Genomic DNA, 21855 nt, shown 5'->3' on the forward strand with positions numbered 1-21855 from the left:
ATAAGGGATGCTTTTAACGATTAACGACAGTGTTAGGCCCTTTTTGTGGCTTAAAATATAAAGAGATCCAGCCAAAAGCCAGTATCAACATAAAGGACGCAGCGTTAGCGGGTATTTGCAAATTAAAGTCGACAGTTGCATGTAGCCCCATGGCGATCATCGACATTAAGCAGCCGAATGAGAGCCCCCTCATCAGAGGGCTTTTACGCATCCATTGGGCTTTAAGGGCAATAATAAAAGTTAATAAGGCTGCAATAAGTAGCGGGGTAAAGCCAATGAGACCACGCTCAGTCAAAAACTCTAAATAGTCGTTATGCGCATGGTCAATAAATAGTGTTATATCTTTTTTTCGTACTTCAGGAAAGGCGGTATAAAAAGTACCGGAGCCTGTTCCCATTAACAGGTTATTGTTAAAAAGCTCAAGGCTATAAAGATCTACCTCGTCGCGGCTCTCTCTTGTTGCGGTTGTTTGTTCTAGCCTGTCTACCACTTTCTCGATACCAAAAAACGTACCCACAATAAAAACATCAATAACAAGTAGGCTGGTTAGCAGAATAATGGTTGAGCGCGAAGCACGACGCCCTAATAGCAAAGCAAGAGCGCCGGTAATCATCATGGCAGCAAAAAATGAAGTGTTGCCCATTCGAGAGTGTGTGAGCACTAAGGCAATGACCATCATAACAAGGGTGATGCGTAGTAGTGCCTTGGTGCCTAGTAAGGCGTTCATCCAGCGCCGTAGGCGGTTGCGCCAGTTGCCTGATGCAGTTGATTTAAGTGTAGCGATCATCATACCTAAGCCAATAGAAAGGCAAATAACTAGGTAGCCAGCGAGGTGGTTTCTGTTTATGAATGTGCCAGTCGCAACGCCGTTGTAACTGTCTTTATGGGTGAAGAAACCAAACTCGGTACCGGTTAAGGTCATTAGGCTGCCATAAATTGCTTGGAATAGGCCGCATGCAATTAATGTATAGGCGGCAAGTTTTATACGTTTGTGGCTATTAAGAAGCGCCAGAGACAGTGTGAAAAAAGCAATTAAAGCAAAGCTGAGCAGTGTTTGCTGTTGTGATCTAAAGGGCTCTACAGAAAGCGATAAACCGGGTATTGCCTGGAACGTGCTGGCAAACGCAGCCAAAAGAAGTAGGGCAATGGCTGGCCATGCTTTGCGCAATGGTCTGGAGCTACTAACGCGCTGATGCAGAAAAAGAAAACACCAGTATGAAAGTAGTAAGAGGGCGGCCGCACTAAAAAAAGCTAATGACCACAATCTATTGCTGCCCATCGGGAGAGGAAGCCAAACCAATAACCCTAAAAAAGCGTAAAAAATAGAGTTGTCTGCTGTGGAGTGGGGTTTGTCCATAAATGCCTAAAGCCTAATATCATCAATAAATTAGGCATAATCTAAACCAGTGATAACTGGGTGGGTTCGTAATAAACAATCATAAAAAAAGGCATCCTTAAGATGCCTCTAATTGGTTTAGCTAATACTTAGCTTGGGCTGGCGTTACCGCCGCCGCCACCGCCGGCATTAGAACCGAAAGGTGGAGGAGTAACAGGGCGGCCTCTTTGGCCTGGAGCAATGTTCAGCCCTGGCGCTTGTGGGTTACCGGCGGCTGTAGCTTCAAGCAACGTAGTCGGATCTTGCCCGGCTTCTAATGCAGAGGCTAAAAGCTCATCATTAGGTACGCCTAACTCTTGCATACGAGAGAAAACAGCAGGTGCTTGCTCTGGTGCGCATTGCATTGCAGATGTAGCAACAGCAGAGCTAGGTAAGCCACTAGCAATAGCAAATTCAGCAAGAGAGGCCGCATTGGCAGGTTCTAATGTGACAGCAGAACATACTGCTTCTGCACCTAAACCGCTGTTAGACGCGATAACCGAACCAAGAATACTCTCAACGCTAGAGCCTTGTGCTTGAGCATTAGAAAAAATGCTGGCCATAGGTTGCCCAGTTTCTAGATCGGAAGCTACATCAGCGAAGGCAGAAGTAAACGGTAAAATCCCTACCACAACACCTAGTAATAGTCGGCGCATTGCATGCTCCTTGCAAAATCAATTAAATGAAAGATGAGTCGGAATGCTAACAAGCTTATAACCTAGATGCAAAGAAAAACTGATCAAATGTTGCACAGCAGCAACCGAGTGCATTATGATAGCGCTAATTGAAAACATTTGTTTAATTTAGACTGTCGCTTAAAATAGCATAGTACAAATATTAAATATTTGTTGATACTGAAATAGAGTTGTCACGCTGCTTCAGTAAAATGGAATAATTAGAAGTTTTTAGGGATGAGAGCGATGGATTTTAGTCTACATCAATCACCTGCGCCATCTATACAGCGTGGCCGTCGTTTATTGCGAAATCACCAAACGCTTATGTTTTGGATACAGTTGTTCGCAGACCTGTTTATGGTTACAGGCTCCTTAGCTGTACTCACTTTTGTTAAATTGCAAAGCATCCCTGCTCACTATCGTTTTTTAGCCATTATTACGGTATTGGCACTTTTTGCCATTTACTCTGCGCGTGGTGTGTATCGACGCTCGTCTAGCCAGTGGCGCCTAATGGGGCGTGTAACAGCGGCGTGGTGTTTTTTGTTATTAATTTTATTGTTGTTAGGCTTTTTAACAAAAACTACAGAGATGTTCTCGCGCCAAGTATTAATTTTATGGGTGCCAACGGCGCTTGGGCTGCAATTGTTTAACCATCTCTGCTTAAATAAAGCGATTAAGCATTACAACGACCGCTCAACACAACAGCTCCCTGTTTTAGTCATTGGCGATGGAGCCATCGCGCAGCACCTTGCTAAAAGCCTAATGGAAAATCGTTGGTTGCCAGATCGTGTTATGGGCATGATAGTGGCTAATAAAGAAACAGCAGACGCTGCGTCGGTAGCGGCCATGCCAGCTCCGATACTGGGTACGCTACTTGAATTAAGATCAATCATTAAAGAAAGCGGAATCCGGCGTATCTATGTTGCACTGCCGCTAGGTGCATCACAACAAATTGAAAACTTGCATATTGATCTACTGGATATGAACGTAGATGTAATATGGGTACCCGATATTTTTGCGCTCAATCTACTTAACCACTCCGTAAGAGAGGTGGCCGGTGTGCCGCTTATATCGCTGAACGAAAGCCCGCTTACCTCATCGCGAGTGCCTATTGTACTTAAGGGCATAATGGACAGGGTTATTGCTGTGATTGCTTTAGTAGCGTTGTCACCATTATTGCTTGGTATTGCTATCGCGGTTAAGCGCTCATCACCCGGGCCGGTATTTTTTAAACAGCAGCGCCATGGGTTTGATGGCAAAATTATCGAGATCTATAAATTCCGCAGTATGAAACTCCATGCCGATGCAGATGTAGTGCAGCAAGCAACAAAAGAAGACCCGCGTGTCACTAAAATAGGCAGCTTTATACGTAAATCATCTATCGATGAGCTACCACAGCTATTTAACGTATTAAATGGAACAATGTCGCTTGTTGGGCCAAGGCCTCATGCGGTATCGCATAATGATTATTACTCAGGCAAGATTGATGCCTACCTTGCGCGGCATCGCATTAAACCGGGTATTACGGGGTTAGCACAGGTAAAAGGCTACCGTGGCGAGACTGAAACACTTGATAAAATGCAAAAGCGCGTAGAGTTTGATTTAGCATATATCAATAATTGGTCATTGGCGTTGGATATTAATATATTAATGAAAACACCGTTGAGCCTAGTGTCAAAAAATATCTACTAAGAAGTTACGATAAAATAGTCAAGGCCTTTAATAAATATGTTATTTTTTTGTTAGTGTTTTTTTCGTTTCTTTTTTATGTATGACTGTATTCGCTTATTTGAATAAAGGGATTTTTTATAGCTATTGTATTTCTGCTAGTGAGAGAAGAGGAATAAAAAAGATAAATTACCTGACAGTTGTTAGCTTGATACTGCTGGATAGGTCCATGTTAGCTTTATTTCTATATAGATTGAATTATAGATTATCAAAACCCTTGATTGGCCGGGTTATAACAAATTTAGGATATTTTTTAACTGGAATCGAAATATACTATAATGCAAAAATTGGAGAAAAAGTCCAAATATGGCATGGGCAGGGAACTGTAATAGGACAGAATAGCGTAATAGGTGAGGGCTGTTTAATTCTACACCAAGTAACATTAGGAAGTGGGTTTGTTGTTATTGAAAGTGGAGTTAAAATCGGTTGCGGTGCAAAGATATTAGGCAATGTTACAATTGGTAAATCTTCCGTAATATCCGCAAATGCAGTCGTTACGAAAAATATTGATAAAAGAAGCTTAGTAAAAAGTAATGGCGATGTTGTTATTTTAGAACTAGAGAAAGAAGTAGTTTTTGGAACAAAACGATAATGAGGTTCGTTAGCTTTTCATGTAAATACATATACCTAATATACTTAGTTATTTTTGCCGTATTAGGACGTGCATTAAGAGAATATGATTTAGATTACGCAGCCGCTATGCTTTTAATAATCTTAAGTATAGCTTTTCTTCCTTTTTTCAAAAACAAATTCACTAGCTATGACCTTCTTTGGATACCTGCATTCTTTATTGCTATTTGGTATTGCATTGTATATTCAGTAGATGTTGGTCTGCCAGCAGACCCTATTATTCAATCTTTAATTTTTTTATGCCAATAACTAGCTTAATGACAAGGAATATAAAACTAAAATCATTTCAAGCATCAAAACTTTGTTTCTTTTTACTTTTGCTGTGTTTGATTGGAATGCTCCCATTTTATAAAGAGTTAGCATTTGCATTGACTAGCTCACATGAAAGGGCCCGATTTCATACGTATTTTTCAATATCAATATGCTTTGTTATGTTCGCTTTTTTGCTGTCAGGGTGGGTTTCTGGAAAAGTTAAAGTAGTATCTTCATTAATAATAATAATAATATTTTCGGGCGCTGCAGCACATCGGTCAATGTACTTGGCTTTTTGTGTGCAAATTTTATATTGGATTACAATTAATGGCAATATTAAAGCTCTTTATCGACCTTTGGCCGCAGTTTTTATTGGTTTCATTGTTATTATCTTCACAGATTTTGGTAATGTGATAATGAGTAAGTTTATTGATTCGTATTCTGGAGGTGATGGTAACACGGAGTCTAGATTGTTTTATTATAAATCAATATTTATAAATTCGTTTGAAGATTTTTTTGGTGTTGGTTTTGGTGAATACTTCAAATATGGTTTAGATTCTAAAGGAGAGTCGGTATCCTATGCTCTGCAGCATAATTCATACTTAAGTTATTTGTATTTTTTAGGATGGGTTCCATTTGTCTTTGTAGTGTATTTTACTTTTAAATTATTTTCTAGAGGAGTAAATGTAAATGCTGACTCTAAAGTATATTTGACAGTGCTTGTTGGTATGAGCTTTTTTTCTATATTAAATGTTTACTTAGAACAGCCAACGTTTGGTATTCTTTACTGGGCGGTTTTTGGGATTGTTCTGGGTGATTTTAGGCAGTATAAGGCAATAAGGCATTAGCTTTTTCAGTTTTCTAAGTGATATATCACATTTTAATAAGTGTATGATTCAATAGGGTGTTTATGCTGAAAAGTTTTTTTAACTTTTATTTTTTATCATCAATTGGAAATGCTTTTATATCCTTTATTGTGATTGTTTATTTTTCGTATTATGCAACTAATAAAGAATATGTTCAGCTAGGTGTGTTTTCAGCGGTTCTGGGAATGATGCCTTCGATAATAGGAATGCATACAAGAAGTTATTTTATCAGGCAGTCATCCACTAACGATAAAGTCGAAATTGAAGATGTTGATGTTTTAGTATCGACTTTTATATGGATGATTGTATCAGTAGCTTTTCTAACGTTCGTGCTGATTTTTATTGATCTTTCATTTCTTATTGAAAAAGAGCTAAGTTGGATTGTTTTAATTGTTGGTGTTGGGCAGTGGTGTCATCTAACAATAGTGGCTGTGTCCCATTCAAAGAATAATGCACGACGCTATTTTTTATTTACAATATATGCGTCAATTGTGTCTGGGTTAGGAGTTATTGTACTAGGGCAAATTCATGCTTTGGTTTGGCAAGATCGGGCTTATGCACTTATGTTCGGTTATCTGTTATCAATTATTATTTTTATAACTTGGTATCGTGAAAGTATAGTAAAAAAAATACGTATTCCGGCCGTTAATTATAAAATTATTAAGTATTCAATTCCTCTTATTCCCTACAGTTTATCAGTATCAGCATTGATATTTTTTGAGCGACAAGTCGTAGCTCAAAATTTTGACTCTAGTGTTGCTGCTAGTTATTTGTCACAAGTTCAAATAGTTTTAATTTTTTCAATATTTTTGGATTCTTTATATAAAAAAATCACCCCTGTTTATTTTTCAACGGGAAATATTGCGTGCTTATATAAAACATCGTTGGTTGCTGTGTGTGCATTTTTTATTTTTTATTTTATATCACCTTGGATATTTCATTTTGTTTTCCCTGCAACAATGTATTTTAATTCAAATCTTATGTTTTTTATGCTTGTTTCATCTGCAGTAATATATATTCTTAAGTTAATATCATTGATTTTCAATTATAAAAGCAAAAACATTTTTCTTTCAGCAGTAGTCATTTTTTCAAATATTTTTACTGTAATGGGTTTATATTTTTATTCATATGGTTTAGGTGTTATCTCAATACCAATTATTATTTCTGTTTGTAATTTTTTAGCAGTTTTAGTTCTGACTTTTTTTATTTGGAGACATAAATGACAAGGTTGTTGCATGTTGGATTAGCAGAGTGCTCAAATATCGGGGATCAAGCTATAACTGATTGTATAAGGTCAATGCTGTCTGATATGAGCGATTATGAATATAAGTTTTTTAGGATTAACTTTAATCATGCCACTTCTAAAAGTGATGGTGTGGTTGAAAAAAATAAAATTAAGGAGGTTTTAAGAAGTATTCGGGTAATAAAGATTTTATACGATATTTCTTTGCCAGTTATTAAGTGGCGATATTATAAGTCTTTTTACAACGAAGCCAGAAAGTCAGAAAAAATACTTATTGGCGGTGGTAATCTCTTGATGGATATAGACTTTATATTTCCTTTACATTTATTGATATTAGTCTTATTAAGTCGTTTGGCAGGAGCAGAGCCGGCGTTTTTCTTGGCAGGTATTGGTCCTTTAAATAGTAAGTTTGGTAGGTTTTTGGCTAAAAGAATTGCGCTTAGACTTAAATTTTCTATAGTTAGAGATGAGCTTTCAAAATCAATATTAGAGAAATACAACCCTAAATTAAAAGTATCTGTTTTGCCTGATCCTGTATTTTTTGCCGAGGAACTTTTAAAGAGTGCAAAAAAAAATAATAAGACAGATAAATATAGAGTGTTAATTTCAGTCTTTCCTTATGGTAGTAAAAGAGTTTCTCATAATAAGTCGGATAGCGATTCTGATTTTTACTATTCATTTGTCGCTGATATAGTTAACTACTTCAAAAACAAAAAAATCATAATGTTGATATAGATTTTCTCGTTACGGATATCGTAAGGGATTATGAGGTAGCACATTACCTAAGAAAGAGTTGTGGAGGTGGTGGAGAAATTATAGCTCCTACTAACTCATTAGAGCTATTAAGTGTAATTAATAGGTACAATTTTGTTGTAGCAACACGAATGCACGCGGCTATTGGAGCTGCTTGTCTAGGTGTTCCTTTTGTTGCTTTAGCTTGGCAAGATAAATTTAAATATTGTTTTAAAGAAGTTCAGTTGGAACATCGTATATGTTCACTTAATGAGAAAGACGCTCTTGAAAAATTTGAATCTATAATGAAGATAGAAAAATATTCTCCGGTCATGAGTTTGAATCAATATTTAAATGATATAGAGAGACTTTTGTCATGAGAAAATTGCTTTTTGTTGGGCAGTTCCCGCCACCGAAACATGGTGTTTCTATTATCAATGAACTGCTTTGTAGTGAGCTAAAAAGTAGTTATGAAGTATCTAAATATGATTATAGATTTAGTAATGATTTAAAAGATATAGGTGGCAGGCTCTTAAGTAAATTAATTGTTTATATTAAACATTGTTTTTCCTTGTTAAGAATTATTTTTTTTTCTGATTCATTAGATGTTATTTATTTCACTCCGAATGTTAGAGGAGGTGTTTTTTTTAGAGATTTAATTGTTGTTTTAATTTTAAAATTATCTCGCGCTAAGATATTTTTACATTTACATGGTTTAGGGGTTGCTGATAGATCATCGAGTAGAGTTTGGAGGGCTTTATATTTCGTCATGTTCTCGAGAACTTATATCGTTCATGTTAGTAAGAGAGTGGTGCTAGATGAATTTAAATATCATTATGGTACAAAGGGACGGTTTTATTTAAATAACTCTGTGGACCTATCTTTACCTGAACAAATAGCTTCAAAAAAAGTAGATGGTTTTTATGGAAAAACTATAGTACATATGTCTAATTTTCGCCCATCAAAAGGTATTATGGATGTTTTAAAAGCTTATAAAGAGTTAAAGAAAGAGATGCCTTGCTGTTTGAAAATGGTAGGCAGTTTTACCTCTAATGATTTTGAAGCTGAAGTTTTTAGCTATATCCACAAAGAAGAAATTGAAGATGTTGAGTTTCTAGGTTTTCTCGAAACAGATGAAAAAAATAAAGTTCTAGCTATGGCTGATTTGTTTTTGTATCCAAGTTATGACGATTCTTTTGGTTTAGTTGTTTTGGAGGCTCAAGTTTTAGGAGCACCAGTTGTAGCATATGATATTGGTTCTATGAAACAAATTGTAAATCCTAAGCAAGGTTTTGTTGCTGAATTAGGGGATTTTTACTCACTTCTTTCTGCTGGGAAAAAAATATTAAATTCTGATTATAAATCTATTGATTGGGATTTCCTAAAAGACTACGACATAAAAAACTATACGAGTAGACTTGTTGATATTTTGGAGAGTAGTAAGTGAAGAAGTTTTTATTACTATATGCAAAAAAAATTGTAAGTAGGCTTCCTGCATTTGTCGGTACGAGGCTAGCCGGTATTCCATTTCAGTATAGATTAGGAAATGATTATATTAAATACAATAAAGGCCTAGAGAAAAAAGCTAGTGAGCAAGATGTTTTTTTAAGCATGAAAAATTTAACGATACATGCTTATGAAAATGTTTATTTTTATCGAAAGTTTTATGATAACCATGGCTTTAACCCCAATTCATTATCAGAATTTAAAGATCTTTGTAATATACCAATATTAAGAAAGTCGGATCTACGTGGTTATTCACTAGAGCAACGATCTGTTGTCGGTTCCGTCGGAATACCCACTAATACTGGAGGCACAAGCGGGCAGCCATTGAGCTTACTTATTGATTCTGAAGCATATGCTCGTGAATGGGCTCATATGCATAAAATATGGTCTAGGTTGGGATATACAACAAATGATGTAAAGTTAACTTTACGGGGCATGAATATTGGAGATGAGCCTATTAGATATAATTTCATTCACAATGAGTTCCAGGTTAATGCTTACTGTGACTTTGATAAAGTAGTTAATGCTCTAGAATTAATAGTTAAGAAATATTCTATAAGTTATCTTCATGGCTACCCTAGCGCTATTTATGAATTCCTGCTTAAAGTATCTCAATCATATCCAGATGTAATGACTGTTTTGAAGTCTTCTGTAAAAGGTGTTTTTTTGGGATCAGAACTCCCTGCTGGCATATATCGTAATTTTATAGAAGAGAGTTTAGGCGTTAAGGCTATATCTTGGTATGGACACTCTGAAATGTGTGTTCTGGCTGGAGAAATGGAAGAGAAGGATGTGTATTTTCCATTTCATAGTTATGGTTACGCTGAGGCATGTAAAGTAGAAGAAAATTATCATTTGATCGGTTCTACTCTCCACAACTGGAGTAGTCCGCTTATTAGATATGACACCGAAGATTTGATTGAACCAGTTTCAGTGCAAAATGGTTTCCTTTCTTCTTTTAAGATTAAGCAGGGACGTATTGGTGAATTTGTTGAAGATTTTAATAGTAGAAAAATTTCTTTGACTGCTCTTATATTTGGAAGGCACCATAAAATTTTCGAATATGCTGACTTTATTCAAGTTAGCCAATTTGAACAAGGAGAGCTAACTATCTGGATAACATCTTCTAAAGACAATATATCATGGTCGAGCTACTTTGATTCTAAAGAGATTGCTATGAACATTGAATTTGTTGTTATTGATAAGCCTTTTAAAACCAGTGCTGGGAAGACCCCTCTAATTGTAAATAAGCTCATTGAATTAGTTAATGATTAACAGTATTCCAAGGATAGTAATAGGATGAAACAAGTAACACAAACTTTACGGACGGGTGTAGTCGAAGTAAATGAAGTACCTGTACCTACTTTAAATGATAAGTTCGTATTAGTTAGAAACACTGCTTCTGTTATTAGTGCTGGGACTGAGAAAACTAAAATCGATATGGGAAAAAAAAGCCTTTTGCAAAAAGCAAAAGCTCGCCCAGATTTGGTTAAACAAGTCCTGCAAAAAATTAAAACAGAAGGCTTACAAAAAACCATACAAACGGTTAAATCCAGATTAGACTCTCCTTCACCGTTAGGCTATAGCTGCGCGGGTGAAGTTATTGCTGCAGGTGGTTTGGTCGAAGGTATTCAGCCGGGCGATCGCGTTGCATGTGGCGGGGCTGATTATGCAAATCATGCTGAGTTTGTGGCCATTCCTAAAAATCTTGTAGTTAAAATACCTGCTAATGTTACAGATGAAGAAGCAGCATTTACTACGGTGGGTTCCATCGCGATGCAAGGGGTTCGTTTAGCCGATCCTAAACTTGGTGAGACTTTCCTTATTTTAGGGCTTGGTTTATTAGGCCAAATCGCTGTCCAATTATTAAGAGCTAATGGATGTCGAGTTATAGCAACTGATTTAGATAGTGATTTAGTTCAGCGAGCCGAAGGCTTTGGCGCAATTGGTGCTTATCCAGGGTCTGATGTTGATGGATTGTGTAAAGAGTTAACTGCAGGCCATGGCGTTGATGGTGTTCTTGTATGTGCAGGGACTTCAAGTAACCAGCCAATAGAACTATGTGGTGCTTGCACTCGTGAGAAGGGCCGTGTCGTTGTTGTTGGCGCTGTTCGTATGGATATACCTCGAGAAGATTATTTCAAGAAAGAAATAAACGTTGTTATTTCACGCTCATACGGTCCTGGGCGTTATGATCCTTTTTATGAGGAAAACGGTAACGATTATCCTTTGGGTTACGTTCGCTTTACCGAACAACGCAATATGCAGTCTTTTCTTGAGCTGATTGCTGAAGAGAAAATGGATGTTAAATCCTTAATTTCTCATCGCTATAACGTTGATGAGGCTGCAGAAGCTTATCAGTTAATTGAAGGTGCGAAAACAGAGCCTTACCTTGGTATCATTATGCAATACGATGCTAAAGCCTCCTCACAGGTAGCGCTTTCGCGTATCTCTACTGCTAGTAAGCCTATTACATCAAGCAAAGTAGGTATTTCATTCTTTGGTGCAGGTAATTATGCGACAGCTAGTTTATTGCCGCCGCTAAAAGATGATTCTGATATTGAGCTTCGTGGTTTAGTGACCGCGAGTGGTCGTACAGCGCAAGGTGTTGCTAAGCAGTTTGGTTTTTCTTTTTGTGCAGGTGACTACGCAGAGCTATTAGAAAAAGATTCTGATGCCATTATGGTTGTTACACGACATGACACACATGCCGATTCAGTGAGTAGAGCGCTTGATGCGAATAAACATGTTTATGTTGAAAAACCACTAGCGTTAAATGTAGAAGAGTTGCAGATAGTTCAAGCTGCCAAGACGAAGTCTATGGCTACTGTTATGGTAGGTTTTAACCGCCGATTTGCCCCGTTGACTGTTGAAGCTATTAAGCACTTTGACACGGTTAAGTCTCCTTTAGTTGTTAATATTCGTATTAATTCAGGGCAAATTCCTGCAGACCATTGGATTCAAGACCCAGAAGTTGGTGGCGGCAGAGTCATTGGCGAAGGGTGTCACTTTGTTGATCTTGCTTCAGCATTAACACAAAGCAATCCTGTCAGTGTTTCTTGTATCGGTACAGCAAAAGCAGATAAGTCTGCGATGTTGAATGATAATGTTGTTATTACTTTAGCTTTCCAAAATGGCAGCATTGCGAACATCATCTACTGTGCTGATGGGTCAAAGGCGATGGCAAAAGAGTATGTCGAAGTTTTTGGTGGTGGTCGCAGTGCTATTATTAAAGATTTCAAAGAGTTAGATTTATTTGCTGGTGATACTTCGGTTCAATCTACTAAACTCGGCGCTCAAGATAAAGGACAAAAAGCTATGCTCAAGTCTTGGCTTAAAGCGGTCAAAACTGGCAGTGAATGTATTGATCATTCGTGCCTGATGTCTAATAGCTTAGCGACGATCCTTGCTGTCGAATCGCTAGCATCTGGGTCTGCAATGAAAGTTGACTTGTCTATTTTAAACAATGAATAAATCATTTTCGGTAGAGATAATTAAAAATCAGATGTTGGACGGAGCTCGCAAAGATAGTTTTGCGGGCTACGATCCTTTCGATGGTTTGAATAGTAAGCTTTTCAATGTGATGCCTGTATTACGCAAAGGCATTGCAGGCCTTGCTTGGATTCAACTATTTAAACAATCTCCCTTTAATCTTCGTCCGATATTGGGTGTGGCTAAAAAGAGAAACCCTAAAGGTATCGGTTTATTTATTCTTGGTTTATTACAAGATTATAAACGAACATCTGATGCGTCTTATCTAGATGAAGCTGTCGCTCTTGCTGATTGGCTACTGACTCAGCAATGTGACCAGGATAAGTGGCAGCATGCTTGTTGGGGCTACCATTTTGATTGGAAGGCGCGTGCTTTCTATGTGCCACAAGGTAAGCCGAACGTTATTACTACTATTTATGTGTCTCAAGCTTTGTTTGCCTTAGCGAATATCCTTGAGCAGCAAGGCTCGGGTGAGGCAGAAAAGTTTCGTGAGCCAGCGTTAGACTCCGCTAGTTTTATCGTTAACACGCTTTACACCGAAGCAGACGGTCGATCTTTCTTTGCTTATATTCCAGGTGAGACAGCCTTTGTTCATAACGCTAGCCTTTGGGCTGCTGCGTGGGTTGCTGTTGTTGGTCGTTACACTCAAAACACGCTTTATTGTGATATGGCTTTAAAGGCTGCTCGTCAATCGGCTGGTGAGCAAGCAGAAGATGGATCGTGGGTGTATGGGGCGCGTCATCACCACCAGTTTATAGATGGTTTCCATACGGGGTATAACCTTGAGGCACTTGATCTGATTCGTAAAACACTCGATGTTTCTGAGTTCGATGAGCCCATCGAAAAAGGGTTAGCGTATTACAAAACCCATTTTTTTGATGAAGATGGCACGGCTAAATATTACAACAACAACCGCTACCCGCTTGATATGCACTCCGTTGCCCAAGCTGTGATCACGCTATTAAAAGTGGGCGGTACACAAGAAGATTTTGATCTGGCTGAAAAGGTCATTGGTTGGTCTATTAATGAGCTTTACCTTTCTGATAAAAAGCGATTCGTCTATCAAAAAACAAAACGCTTTGTAAATAAGATTAACTATACACGGTGGACCCAGGCTTGGGTTTATTATTCTTTTTCATACTTCAATCAAATGCAGGCTAAACGCAATGAATCGTATTAATTTTCTGGGTAGCCCTATGGATTCCGGCAGCATGTCGGATACGGTTAGTGCGATTTCTGAAAGAATATTAAGCCAGCAGTTTACCCAGCATGTAGTCGTTAATGTTGCCAAGCTCGTTAATATGCGTAAAGACCCAGAGCTCGCAAAGTCTGTTACCGAATGCGATATCATTAATATTGATGGTATGGGTGTTGTATGGGGTGCGCGTTTTTTAGGCCATAACGTTGGCGAGCGGGTTTCGGGTGTTGATCTGTTTGCCGAGCTCAACGCTATGGCTGAGCGAGAAGGTTTTCCGGTGTTTTATTTGGGTGCAAAAGAAGAGGTTGTCACCAAAACCGGCGAAGTGATGCAAGCTCAGCATCCTCAGTTGACTATTGCAGGCACGCATCACGGTTACTTTTGGGATGATGAGCAGGCGGTGGTTGAGCAAATTAAAGCGTCTGGTGCACGCTTGTTATTTGTAGCGATTACATCACCTAAAAAAGAGAATTTTATCAACCGTTGGAAAGATGAGCTCGGTGTAGATTTTGTTATGGGTGTAGGCGGTACCTTTGATGTGGTGGCCGGTAAGGTGAGCAGGGCGCCCGTCTGGATGCAAAAATATGGGCTAGAATGGTTGTATCGCGTTATTCAAGAGCCAAGGCGTATGTGGAAGCGTTACTTAGTGACTAATTCCCAGTTTGCTTGGTTACTTGTTCAGGCTAAGTTAGGGTTTTTGAAAGATACTAAGCATAATAACGTTTAAACGATTCAACACGATTTATTTAGGATTTTCTAATGATCCCTATCATTCTCTCTGGTGGTTCTGGTACACGTTTGTGGCCACTGTCTCGTACCCAATATCCAAAGCAGTTTTTACCGTTAAATTCTGATTTAACCATGTTGCAAGAAACGGTAAAGCGCTTAAAAAAAGTCGATACCGTTAATGTGATCTGTAACGAAGAGCATCGCTTTTTGGCAGCAGAGCAAATGCGCCAGATTTCACAGGCGTGTTCTGTATTTTTGGAGCCTGTTGGGCGTAACACCGCGCCTGCTATTGCTTTGGCCGCCTTGGATGCCGTTGCTAAAGGGAAGGGTGAAGAGCCATTGTTAGTCTTGGCTGCTGACCATGTGATTGAAAACGAGAATGCATTTCGTGATGCCGTTGCATTAGCAGAGCCACTAGCCGTTGCCGGTAAGTTTGTGACTTTTGGTATTGTGCCAACACAGCCAGAAACGGGCTACGGTTATATTAAGCGAGGGAGCTACTCACAAGCCGGTGGTTTTCAGGTTGAGGGTTTTGTTGAAAAACCTGATATGAAAACAGCCGTGCAATATGTCGATTCGGGTGAGTATTATTGGAACAGCGGTATGTTTATGTTCCGTGCCGATCGCTATTTAGAAGAGCTAGGTAAGTTTCGCCCCGATATTCTTTCTGCCTGCCAAGCCGCGATGCAAACTACCGCCGCGGATTTTGATTTTATTCGCGTGGATGCCGATGCATTTAAAGCCTGCCCGGATGAGTCTATCGATTATGCAGTCATGGAGCCATTAAGTGCTGTTGATGGTGGTGATTCAGTGGCGGTTGTGCCATTGGATGCCGGTTGGAGTGATGTAGGTAGCTGGTCTGCGTTGTGGGATATCAAACCCAAAGATGAGCAAAACAATGTGCTGTCAGGCGATGTGATTGCACACGATACACGCGGCTCGTTAGTGATGTCTGACGATCGCTTGATCACGACTTTGGGTGTTGATGACCTCATTATTGTTGATACCAAAGATGCTTTGTTAGTTGCACACAAAGATAAAATTCAGAATGTAAAAGCGATTGTTGCCGAGATTAAAGACAACGACCGTTCCGAGCATTTCCAGCACCGTGAAGTGTATCGCCCATGGGGCAAGTACGACTCGATTGACACGGGTGAGCGTTATCAAGTTAAAAGGATTACGGTTAAACCCGGTGCTAAGTTGTCGGTGCAGATGCACCACCACCGTGCCGAACACTGGATCGTTGTTTCGGGTACTGCCAAAGTAACGGTCGATAATGAAGAGCGATACCTAACCGAGAACCAATCGGTTTATATACCCATTACTGCGGTTCATGCATTAGAGAACCCGGGTAAAGTTAATCTGGAGTTAATCGAAGTGCAGTCTGGTGCTTATTTAGACGAAGACGATATTGTACGCTTTGAAGACCGCTATGGGCGTGTAGAATAAATAGTAACTTGTTTAACTACAGGTAGTGTAAAGCCCGATATGTCGGGCTTTTTATTTTTTCTATTATTAACACATAACATAATGTGTACTAATAGAATTAGAAGCGAGTAGATAAGGGGTTTTATATGGCTATTTTAGTAACAGGTGGCGCTGGTTATATCGGTAGCCATACAGATATTCTATTACTGGAAGCGGGCTTTGATGTCGTGGTGCTGGATAATCTTTGTAATAGTGATCCTGAAGTGTTTAATCGCATCGAGACAATCACCGGTAAGTGCCCGGTGTTTGTTGAAGGGGATATTCTTGATAAAGCGGCACTGAACCAAGTATTCACTGACCACAAGATTGATGCTGTCATTCATTTTGCTGGACTCAAGGCTGTTGGTGAGTCTGTCGCTAAGCCAGTTATGTATTATCAAAATAATGTGGCGGGTTCTGTTAATTTATTCGAAGTGATGGCTCAGCATAACTGTAAGCGTATTGTTTTTAGCTCTTCAGCGACAGTTTATGGTGACCCTGCCTCTGTTCCTATCCGTGAAGATTTTCCGCTATCAGCAACTAACCCTTATGGGCAGTCTAAGTTGATGATCGAGAATGTACTTAGGGATATTGCGTTGGCAGACCCACAATGGCAAATCTCTATTCTTCGCTATTTTAACCCCGTGGGTGCGCATGCCAGTGGCTTGATTGGTGAGGATCCAAACGGAATTCCCAATAATTTGATGCCTTATGTTGCGCAAGTAGCGATTGGTAAGCTAGAGCAGCTCAATGTGTTTGGTGGCGATTACCCTACCGTTGATGGTACGGGTGTGCGTGATTATATTCATGTTGTGGATTTAGCAGCGGGCCACTTAAAGGCGTTAGCTGCGCTTTCTGTAACAGACGCGAAAGGCTCTCTTACACATGGCTGCCAGGTGTATAACTTGGGTACGGGTAATGGGTATTCTGTACTGCAGGTTGTTAGTGCATTCGAGAAAGCCAGTGGCCGTCGCGTTCCTTATTTGATTGCGGGCCGCCGTGCCGGTGATATTGCTACTTGTTACGCAGACCCAGCCCATAGTGCTAATAAGCTGGGTTGGCGTGCTGAGTTTGGAATAGAGCAGATGGTAGAAGATCATTGGCGCTGGCAGTCTTCTAACCCGAGCGGCTACAAGGCTTAATCCATATTGTTAGCGTACCGCCTTGGGTGGTCGTAACAGGGAGGTTTTATGGTATCTATTCAGCATCACGGCGCAGTACAGGGAGTCACTGGGTCGTGCCATCAAATGACGTTATCTAGTGGCGAAGCATTGCTGGTTGATTGCGGTATGTTTCAAGGGGCTGAATCTGCAGGCCGAGAACTAGACGAAGAGTTTGGCGAAAAGCAGATTGATTTCCCGCTTGATAACATTAAAGCGCTGGTTGTTACGCACTGTCATATTGATCATGTTGGGCGCATTCCATTTTTATTGGCCGCCGGTTTTAATGGGCCTATTTATGCTACCCAAGCCACCGCGCATCTATTGCCATTAGTGATTGAAGATGCCATCAAGGTGGGCGTCTCTCGGGATAAAGACCTAATCAATAAAGTGCTGCAACGCCTACAGCAGTTACTAAAGCCTATTCCTTATGATCAGTGGTTTGTGGTAGATGGTTTGCCTAAAACACGCGGACGCTTTCGTGTTGCCGGTCATATTATGGGTTCTGCCTATGTTGAGTTTGACGCACAAGGTGAGCGGGTTTTATTTTCGGGAGATTTAGGCGCGCCCCATTCTCCGTTATTGCCTGCCCCTAAATCGCCGTATAAAGCGGATATTGTTGTTATTGAAAGTACGTATGGCGACAAACTTCATGAAGGCCGAAAAAAGCGCCGACAGTTATTAAAGTCGGTTATTGAGCGTTGCTTAAAAGATCGCGGTACGGTGCTTATTCCTGCCTTTAGTATTGGTCGCACTCAAGAGCTACTGTATGAACTTGAAGAGATTATTCATCGTGCTACTAAACGCAGTAACGCTAAGCAACAAGAGAAAGCAGAAACGCAAAGCCCTTGGGAAACTATCGATGTCATTGTGGATTCTCCTTTAGCAGCAAAGTTTACGGCGCATTATCGGGATCTTAAGCACTTATGGGATGCAGAAGCGCAGAAAAAACTAGCGGATAACCGCCATCCACTGTCCTTTGATCAGTTAATAACCATTGATAGCCATCAGCAGCATATGAAATTGGTGCAGCATCTTAAAGACTCAGGGCGCCCGTCCATTGTTATTGCCGCAAGTGGTATGTGTGCGGGTGGTCGTATACAAAACCACCTTAAGGCGTTGTTGCCAGACTCACGCACTGAGGTGTTGTTTGTTGGTTATCAGGCAAAAGGCACTCCTGGGCGTGATATTCAAACCTATGGGCCGCGCGGTGGTTATGTATTTTTGGATAATGAGCGGATAGATATCCGTGCCGGTATTTTTACGATTAGTGGTTACTCCGCACATGCAGACCAAGCTAACTTGGTAAGTTTTGTTAAACGTATCTACAAAAAGCCCAGCGAAGTGCGTGTTGTTCATGGTGATGAAGAGGCAAAAGCAGCATTGGTTAAAAAGTTACAAGCAATTGTACCCGGTGCAAAAGTGTGGGTACCGCATGAGTAATCTTTTAATACAGCATGGTTTCTAATGAATAGTCGGTTTTTATCTTCTGCTTGGTTTCGCTGGGCAATTTTTTTGTTGTGTGCAGCGGCTGTGGCTTATGGGGTTTTTAGGCCTGTACCACCGCCACAGTTATTCCATGGCTCAGATAAAGTAGGGCATGTCTGTGGTTTTTTAGGTTTGTCGCTTACGGCATGGGTTGCGTTTAGGTCGGTGAGTTGGTTCTATTTTTGGCCTGTGTTGTTTGGTTTAGCGCCATTGTTAGAGTATCTTCAGGGGGCGTGGCGGCCATTGCGTGTTTATAGCATGGGCGATAGCTACGCCAACCTTGCTGGCGTAGCTATTGCTTTGCTGTTTGTGCTCTCCTTTCGCGCTAGCGTCCGATTCCGTAATAGGTAAAACCAAGGCTTTCGAGTAGTTCTTTGCTGAACAGGTTACGGCCATCGATAATAAGCGGTGTGAGCATTCGCTCTTTCATCTCTTCGCAGTCAGGTGATGCATACTCTGGCCATTCTGTTAGCAGCAGCAGGGCATCTGCATTGTTGAGTGCTGCGTACTTATCTCGGTAGGTATGTACCTGCGGGTGCTCCCCGTAAAGCTTTTCGATATTCTCTAGTGCTTCCGGGTCATGTATGTGCACGCTTGCCTGTTGTGCGGTTAACGCGCTAATAATCTTTAAGCTGGGCGCACTATCCAGTGCTGCAGATCCGGGTTTAAATGATACGCCCCAAATCGCTATATTAAGGTTATGGATGTCGCATTCATAATGTCGCCACAGTTTACGAAACGGCTGTTCTTTCTGCTTTTCATTTTCTTCTAGTACGGTATCCAATAGTTGAGATTGGCGCTTTTCAGAGAGCAGGTTAGCCAGCCCTTTAATCGTTTGCGAAAAAGTATTACCGCCAAAACCACAACCCGGCGCAAGGTAATGATGCCCAATGCGTGGGTCGGCACCAAGGCTCTGCTTGATAACTTCGATATCAACATCCAGTTGTTCTGCTAAGTTAGCGAGTTCATTGATGTAGCCAATACGCAGTGCGAGCATGCCAGTGATGGATAGTTTGGCAAATTCAGCTTCTTTAGGTGTCATAACCAGTAGCTGTTCAAGCTGGCTACTAAAAGGCCGCAATAATGAACGGGTCATCATGCTGGCCCATTCGCTGGTGCTGCCTAAAGTGAGAGAGGTTGGTTTACGTATGTTTTTAAGTGCTTCACCTTCCGAAATGTTCTCTGCTAGATAGACCACCACTTGGTCTTTTTCGATATCGAGAATCTTTTGTAATTTGTCAGTGTAGCCTACGCCAAAATGGCTTTGGTTGATGATCAGTACTTTCTCTAAACCTTGTTTGGCTATTTGGGAAACCGTATGTTGGGCGTGCTCAAACTCGGCGGGGTTCATGCTGAGAAAGTGCGTAGAAAATAAAGCCGCTGAGCTACTTTGGATAAACTGTAAGTTTTGTTTGTCGAACTGCTGGTTAATAAGGTCTTTTAGGCCGGGTTCATTACTAATGCTACTTCCCATTAATGCGACAGGGTCAGTGATGTGTGTATCGTTAACAATAAAAACATCATTACCCGATTGTGCCAGCATGCCCGCTGTTGCCCAAGCGGTTAGTTCGAGCCCCCAGATAACGATTTTCATTATTTCAGCTCCTTATCAAGAGTTTGTAGCGAAAGAATGCTGTTCAACAGCCCTGTGGTTGAGCTATCAAATGTGGCGGGTGCATCCTCATTAAGCAGCGGTTTGAGAAGCTCTGTCGCCATTTTTTTGCCTAGCTCTACACCCCATTGGTCAAACGGGTTAACTTCCCAGATAACAGATTGCACAAATACTTTATGCTCGTACAAGGCAATGAGTTGGCCAAATGAGTATGGGGTCAGCTCATCAATTAAAACGGTAGTGCTTGGTTGGTTACCGCGGTAGCGTTTGTGGATCGGGGCTTTGTCGTTACCCTCAATCGCAGAGTCTCCCAGTGCCAGCAGGCGTGACTGGGCAAGGCAGTTAGCCAGTGATAATTGGTGTTGCTGTTGTAGTTCGGTATTTTCAAAACCATCATAACGTCTGGCAGGTGTAATAAAATCACACATGACAGACTCGGTGCCTTGATGGAGTAGCTGATAAAAGGCGTGTTGTGCATTAGGGCCAATCTCACCCCAAAGAATAGGGCAAGTGTGGTAATCAATGCTATTGCCTTGGCGATTAGCGCTTTTCCCGTTGCTTTCCATTTCTAGTTGTTCAAGGTAAGCGGGTAAGTGGCTTAACCGGCCATCATAAGGGAGGATGGCGTGAGCATGAATGTTCAGAAAATTAATATTCCAAATGCCGATCATCCCCAGTTGTACCGGTAGGTTCTCTTCAAAAGGTGCATTTTTGAAATGCTCATCCATAGCATGAGCACCACTAAGCATCTCTTTAAAACCGCTCATCCCTATACGTAACGCAATAGGTAGACCAATAGCCGACCATAAAGAATAGCGCCCTCCGGTCCAATCCCAAAAGTTGAGCTGGCTTTTTTCGGGGATGCCCCATTGGCTCATTTTATCTGGGCTGGCCGAAACGCCAATAAAATGTCGGCGGTTCAGTAGCTCGTCTTTAACGCCACTGGCTGATTTTAACCACTGCCGAGCGGTATTCGCGTTAGACAGAGTATCAATAGTGGTAAACGACTTAGACGAAATAATAAATAACGTCGTGGTCGGTGAAAGTTGGTCGAGTAGGTTGGCAATCTGGCTACCATCCATGGATGATACAAAGTGCATTTTTAACTGCTGGCCAGCGGGTGGTTGTGAATCACTTAATGCTTTGCAGGCCATCAAGGGGCCAAGGTCTGAGCCGCCAACACCTATATTAACGATGGTATCAATGGGCAGGCCTGAATATCCTCGCCATTGTCCGGCGTGTATGCGCGCAACCATGCTGCTCATATGTGCCAGGTTTGCTTGTATATCGGTCACAATGTTGTGGTTGTCGAGTGATAGCTGGCTGTTATACGGCAGGCGAAGCGCTGTGTGTAATGCTGGGCGGTTTTCAGATGTATTAATTGTGTCGCCAGAGAATAGCCGCTCTTTCCAGCGCTCTAGTTGGCAGTCTCTTGATAAGTTTTTTAACAGCGAAAGCGTTGTTTGTGTAATGCGTTGTTTTGAAAAATCGAGTAGTAAGCTGCCATTACTAACGCTGAATGTGTCAAATCGGCTGTTGGTCTTATCTATATTAGCGGGGGCGTCTACAGGTGTATCTTGTAAAAAAAGGTCGCGCAAATGCGTGGATTGCATTGTGTCAGCGTGTTGTTCGAGTGCTTTCCAGGCGGGTGATTCTTTTACGCTCAAAATTCCATCTCCGATGAGTAGTATGGAAGCCCGCTG

At 40.8% G+C, this 21855-nt stretch carries 19 protein-coding genes; 15 read left to right on the forward strand and 4 right to left on the reverse strand.

What is annotated here, in order from left to right; all coding sequences use genetic code 11:
* Window positions 1-13: 13 nt before the first annotated feature.
* Window positions 14-1357, reverse strand: a complete 1344-nt coding sequence (locus NEJAP_RS04640) for an O-antigen ligase family protein (RefSeq protein ID WP_201349520.1) — start codon at window positions 1355-1357, stop codon at window positions 14-16.
* Window positions 1358-1485: 128 nt separating this feature from the next.
* Window positions 1486-2031, reverse strand: a complete 546-nt coding sequence (locus tag NEJAP_RS04645) for a hypothetical protein (RefSeq protein ID WP_201349521.1) — start codon at window positions 2029-2031, stop codon at window positions 1486-1488.
* Between the two features lie 264 nt (window positions 2032-2295).
* Between NEJAP_RS04645 and NEJAP_RS04650 the strand changes: the two genes are divergently transcribed.
* From NEJAP_RS04650 to NEJAP_RS04720, 15 genes are all read left to right on the forward strand, one after another.
* Window positions 2296-3741, forward strand: a complete 1446-nt coding sequence (locus NEJAP_RS04650) for an undecaprenyl-phosphate glucose phosphotransferase (protein ID WP_236591064.1) — start codon at window positions 2296-2298, stop codon at window positions 3739-3741.
* A 205-nt stretch (window positions 3742-3946) separates the two neighbouring features.
* Window positions 3947-4369 carry a serine O-acetyltransferase gene (locus NEJAP_RS04655; RefSeq protein ID WP_201349522.1) on the forward strand — a complete coding sequence of 141 codons (423 nt, stop codon included), beginning with the start codon at window positions 3947-3949 and terminating at the stop codon, window positions 4367-4369.
* A gap of 469 nt (window positions 4370-4838) precedes the next feature.
* Complete coding sequence (locus NEJAP_RS04660) at window positions 4839-5507, forward strand: O-antigen ligase family protein (protein WP_329610931.1); 669 nt, start codon at window positions 4839-4841, stop codon at window positions 5505-5507.
* Window positions 5508-5569: 62 nt separating this feature from the next.
* Window positions 5570-6748 (forward strand): hypothetical protein, encoded by a 1179-nt coding sequence (locus NEJAP_RS04665; protein WP_201349524.1) that lies wholly within the window; start codon window positions 5570-5572, stop codon window positions 6746-6748.
* Window positions 6745-7503, forward strand: coding sequence for a polysaccharide pyruvyl transferase family protein (locus NEJAP_RS04670; protein ID WP_201349525.1), 759 nt, complete (start codon window positions 6745-6747; stop codon window positions 7501-7503). Before NEJAP_RS04665 ends, NEJAP_RS04670 begins: the two co-directional genes overlap by 4 nt.
* A 17-nt stretch (window positions 7504-7520) precedes the next feature.
* The gene (locus tag NEJAP_RS19335) at window positions 7521-7880 is read left to right on the forward strand and encodes a polysaccharide pyruvyl transferase family protein (protein WP_329610950.1); all 360 of its coding nucleotides are present in this window, start codon (window positions 7521-7523) and stop codon (window positions 7878-7880) included.
* Window positions 7877-8947, forward strand: coding sequence for a glycosyltransferase family 4 protein (locus tag NEJAP_RS04680; RefSeq protein ID WP_201349526.1), 1071 nt, complete (start codon window positions 7877-7879; stop codon window positions 8945-8947). The genes NEJAP_RS19335 and NEJAP_RS04680 overlap by 4 nt, the downstream gene beginning before the upstream one ends.
* Window positions 8944-10281, forward strand: coding sequence for a hypothetical protein (locus NEJAP_RS04685; protein ID WP_201349527.1), 1338 nt, complete (start codon window positions 8944-8946; stop codon window positions 10279-10281). Before NEJAP_RS04680 ends, NEJAP_RS04685 begins: the two co-directional genes overlap by 4 nt.
* 24 nt (window positions 10282-10305) lie before the next feature.
* On the forward strand, window positions 10306-12480 hold the full coding sequence (locus NEJAP_RS04690; RefSeq protein WP_201349528.1) for a bi-domain-containing oxidoreductase: 2175 nt from the start codon (window positions 10306-10308) through the stop codon (window positions 12478-12480).
* Window positions 12473-13678: an aspartate-semialdehyde dehydrogenase gene (locus NEJAP_RS04695; RefSeq protein WP_236591066.1), complete on the forward strand. Its 1206-nt coding sequence runs from the start codon at window positions 12473-12475 to the stop codon at window positions 13676-13678. Before NEJAP_RS04690 ends, NEJAP_RS04695 begins: the two co-directional genes overlap by 8 nt.
* Window positions 13665-14423, forward strand: a complete 759-nt coding sequence (locus NEJAP_RS04700) for a WecB/TagA/CpsF family glycosyltransferase (RefSeq protein WP_201349529.1) — start codon at window positions 13665-13667, stop codon at window positions 14421-14423. Before NEJAP_RS04695 ends, NEJAP_RS04700 begins: the two co-directional genes overlap by 14 nt.
* Before the next feature lie 32 nt (window positions 14424-14455).
* On the forward strand, window positions 14456-15874 hold the full coding sequence (locus NEJAP_RS04705) for a mannose-1-phosphate guanylyltransferase/mannose-6-phosphate isomerase (RefSeq protein WP_201349530.1): 1419 nt from the start codon (window positions 14456-14458) through the stop codon (window positions 15872-15874).
* Window positions 15875-15999: 125 nt separating this feature from the next.
* A complete protein-coding gene (gene galE, locus NEJAP_RS04710) occupies window positions 16000-17034 on the forward strand; it encodes a UDP-glucose 4-epimerase GalE (RefSeq protein ID WP_201349531.1) in 1035 nt (344 codons plus the stop codon).
* Window positions 17035-17082: 48 nt separating this feature from the next.
* Entirely contained in the window at window positions 17083-18495 is a 1413-nt protein-coding gene (locus tag NEJAP_RS04715; protein ID WP_201349532.1) for an MBL fold metallo-hydrolase, read from the forward strand.
* Between the two features lie 24 nt (window positions 18496-18519).
* On the forward strand, window positions 18520-18891 hold the full coding sequence (locus NEJAP_RS04720; protein WP_201349533.1) for a hypothetical protein: 372 nt from the start codon (window positions 18520-18522) through the stop codon (window positions 18889-18891).
* Here NEJAP_RS04720 and NEJAP_RS04725 read toward each other — a convergent pair.
* Both NEJAP_RS04725 and pgi read right to left on the reverse strand, forming a co-directional pair.
* Window positions 18866-20134 carry a nucleotide sugar dehydrogenase gene (locus NEJAP_RS04725; protein WP_201349534.1) on the reverse strand — a complete coding sequence of 423 codons (1269 nt, stop codon included), beginning with the start codon at window positions 20132-20134 and terminating at the stop codon, window positions 18866-18868. The genes NEJAP_RS04720 and NEJAP_RS04725 overlap by 26 nt on opposite strands.
* A complete protein-coding gene (gene pgi, locus NEJAP_RS04730; RefSeq protein ID WP_201349535.1) occupies window positions 20134-21819 on the reverse strand; it encodes a glucose-6-phosphate isomerase in 1686 nt (561 codons plus the stop codon). The genes NEJAP_RS04725 and pgi overlap by 1 nt, the downstream gene beginning before the upstream one ends.
* Between the last annotated feature and the right edge of the window lie 36 nt (window positions 21820-21855).

The organism is Neptunomonas japonica JAMM 1380 (assembly GCF_016592555.1).
Lineage (GTDB): Bacteria > Pseudomonadota > Gammaproteobacteria > Pseudomonadales > Balneatricaceae > Neptunomonas > Neptunomonas japonica_A.